We start from the raw sequence: 3,051 nt of genomic DNA, 5'->3' as shown, positions 1-3,051 counted from the left end.
TTTTAATTATTGTTTTGCATGAAAAAAGCCGAATATTTTTCCAATATTCGGCTTTTATTTTTGGTGAAAACTAACGAGTTATAACATTACAATAAACTGTAGTCGTGAATATCTTCATCGATTGGATGGGGTTTGAGGTCAAACTTGGTTGAAACGACTTTACCATATAGAACCCAGCCCAAAAACGTCACCAACGCACCCCACAGCATCGCTTCTTCACCTGCGCTGTACAAGGCATAAAAGCTATATACCGTACCGATGAATGCGATAGCAGCGACAAATACCGCTTTTTTGTGCTCAACGTGGGCGGATTTAAGTAAGATCAGCACCGCTGACATCGACATGACGTATGGCACAAGGTTGGTAACCACCGCCAAATTCACCAGCTTATCAAATTGTTTACTTAAATCCGGGCTGATGGTCATCAATGATAGCAAGGTTTGTATGCTTGCCACAATCAACATACCAAGCACGGGGGCATTGTGTTTATTAAGCTTACCAAACACGGGCAAGAAATATTGCTCGTCTGCGCCTGATTTAAAGACCATGGCTGAAGTAAATTGCCAACCCAACAGCGATCCTAAGCAGGCGATGACCGCCAACGCGCTGACCAGTTGGCCAGCGGCATGACCAAACATATGTTCAAAAGCTAAGCCAAACGGCGCGGTTGAGGCGGCTAGTTCGGCATTAGGAATGATACCTGCAATCACGTTGGTTGAGATGATATATACAATCGCCGTTAATAGCGTGCCGCCCAACACCGCTTTGGGAATGTTTTCTTCGGGATTTTCGACCGCGTCGGCGTTGGCACTGGCAGATTCAAGCCCCAAAAATGCCCATAGCGTGATGGAAATTGAGGCAGGCAGAGCCTCGCTTAGCGGCATATTGTGTGGATTCCAAGCTTGGCTGTAGGTTTGACCACTAAACCAATGCCAGCCGATAATCGATAGACCGAGGACGGGAATAATCACTCCCCAAACCGTAATTGAGCTCATCCGCCCCGTGATTTTAGCTCCCCAAAAGTTTGGAATCGTCGTTAGCCACAAAAATGCAATCGTCCACATTGCCACTTGTACGGGCGCAAGCGTCCAGTTCATCAACGTGGCAAAATAACCCACGGCGGTGATGGCAATCGCTACGTTTGCGATGACCAGCGATAGCGCGTAGGTGTAGTTGGTCATAAAGCTGCCTGATTTGCCGAAGGAATATTCGGCATATGCCCCCATCCCGCCTTTTTGGTTGCGGCTATAGCGACCGCATTGGGCAAACGCATATGCCAACGCCAGCGAGCCACCTGCCGTAATCAGCCAAGATAAAATAGAAATTGTACCGACTTCTGCCAATTTAGACGGTAACATGATAATACCCGAACCCATCATGTTCACCATGGTTAAGATGGTGAGTTGAAACAGGTTCATCTTTTGTGGTTGTTTTTCGCTCATACTAGCTCCTGCCATAAACTTCTACATAAAATTCCTGCCTTACAGTGCAAATCGGCTGATTTGCACTGTGGCAATTAGGTTATGTTTGGTTTATTTTTCAATGTCAATGACATAGCCATACGCGCGTTGGCTGCCGTCGGCTTCTTTTTGTAGATACACGCCTTGGATTTCAGGCTCAAACCCAGGTAAGCAGTTGATACCCTCTTCAAGCGCCAAGAAGTATTTTTGCACCGCGCCATCCCATACCTCACCTGGTACACAGCATAGTACGCCTGGTGGATAAGGCAACGCACCTTCGGCAGCGATTTTGCCTTGAATGTCCTTGAGGCTAACTAGTTTGACATCGTTACGGATGAGGGTTTGTTGCGCGTCATACGGGGTCATGACTGCTTTTGGCCAGCCTTCTTTGCGGAACATCACGCGCTGTAAATCTTTCATGTTGTTACGTACATAAAAGTCGTGCATTTCTTGGCACAAGCGACGGATAGTATAGCCTTGGTAGTAATCGGGATAGCGTGAGTAGATGCCAGGTAGAACGTCCTGCATTGGGCTATCTTCTAAGATATGCTGCTCAAACTGCGTAAGGAGTGCGACCAACTGTTGGAGTTTTGCCAAGTTCTCTGATGGTGTAAGTAAAAATAGGATTGAGTTTAAGTCAGATTTTTCAGGAATCAAACCGTTGTCGCGCAAATAATTGGCTAAAATCCCCGCAGGAATACCAAAGTCCTCATATTCACCTGTTTCGACGTTAATGCCAGGGGTGGTCAATAGCAATTTACAGGGGTCGATGAAGTACTGGTTTTCGCCATAACCAGGAAACGCGTGCCAACGCGCACCGGGGTTGAAACGGAAAAACTTGATGTCGTTTGCCATTTCATCGGTCGGATAATCTTGCCAAGGCTTGCCATCGACGGTGTCAGGTACGAATGGCTGAATCATCTTACACGTTTGTAAAATCAGCTTACGCGCGTTGATACCTACCTTGACACAGTCAAGCCACATCTTGCGCCCCGCTTCACCCTCGTGCATCTTGGCATTGATATCCAGTGAAGCAAACATCGGATAAAACGGACTGGTTGAAGCCTGCATCATGTAGGAATTGTTCATGCGCTTGTGATTGCAGTAGCGTTTTTGCCCTTTGATGTGACTGTCTTTTTTATGAATTTGTGACGCTTGTGAAAAACCCGCTTGTTGTTTGTGCACCGATTGGGTGACGAAAATACCAGGGTCATTTTCATTTAATTCAAGTAGCAGTGGCGAGCAATCACGCATCATCGGGATAAACTGTTCATAGCCAACCCACGCCGAGTCAAACAAGATGTAATCGCACAAGTGCCCGATACGATCAACCACTTGGCGAGCGTTATAAATCGTACCATCATACGTACCTAACTGAATCACTGCCAAACGAAACGGACGTGGTTGGTCGGCTTTTTCAGGTGCGACTTCACGAACCAGTCTACGGATATAGTCTTCTTGGAAACACGCATCATCGATACCGCCAATGAAGCCGTATGGGTTACGCGCGGTTTGCAGATACACGGGTTTTGCGCCTGCAATCATCAACGCACCGATATGAATCGATTTGTGATTGTTACGGTCAAACAGC

2 protein-coding genes are annotated in these 3,051 nt (G+C 46.8%); both read right to left on the bottom strand.

Annotated features, from left to right (window positions below; all coding sequences use genetic code 11):
* Nucleotides 1-86: 86 nt before the first annotated feature.
* On the bottom strand, nucleotides 87-1,442 hold the full coding sequence (gene potE, locus MA2_RS10545; protein WP_067059616.1) for a putrescine-ornithine antiporter: 1,356 nt from the start codon (nucleotides 1,440-1,442) through the stop codon (nucleotides 87-89).
* 90 nt (nucleotides 1,443-1,532) lie between these two features.
* Nucleotides 1,533-3,051: ornithine decarboxylase (gene speC / locus MA2_RS10540; RefSeq protein ID WP_067059614.1), on the bottom strand; the 1,519-nt coding region annotated here is incomplete at its 5' end.

The sequence above is a fragment of the Moraxella atlantae NBRC 14588 genome, assembly GCF_001591265.1.
GTDB classification, from domain to species: domain Bacteria; phylum Pseudomonadota; class Gammaproteobacteria; order Pseudomonadales; family Moraxellaceae; genus Faucicola; species Faucicola atlantae.
This window is presented reverse-complemented; position numbering and strand designations above follow the sequence as displayed.

Excerpts from the sequence above, each read along its gene's own strand:
- potE (WP_067059616.1), bottom strand. The coding sequence starts at position 1,442 with ATGAGCGAAAAACAACCACAAAAGATGAACCTGTTTCAACTCACCATC.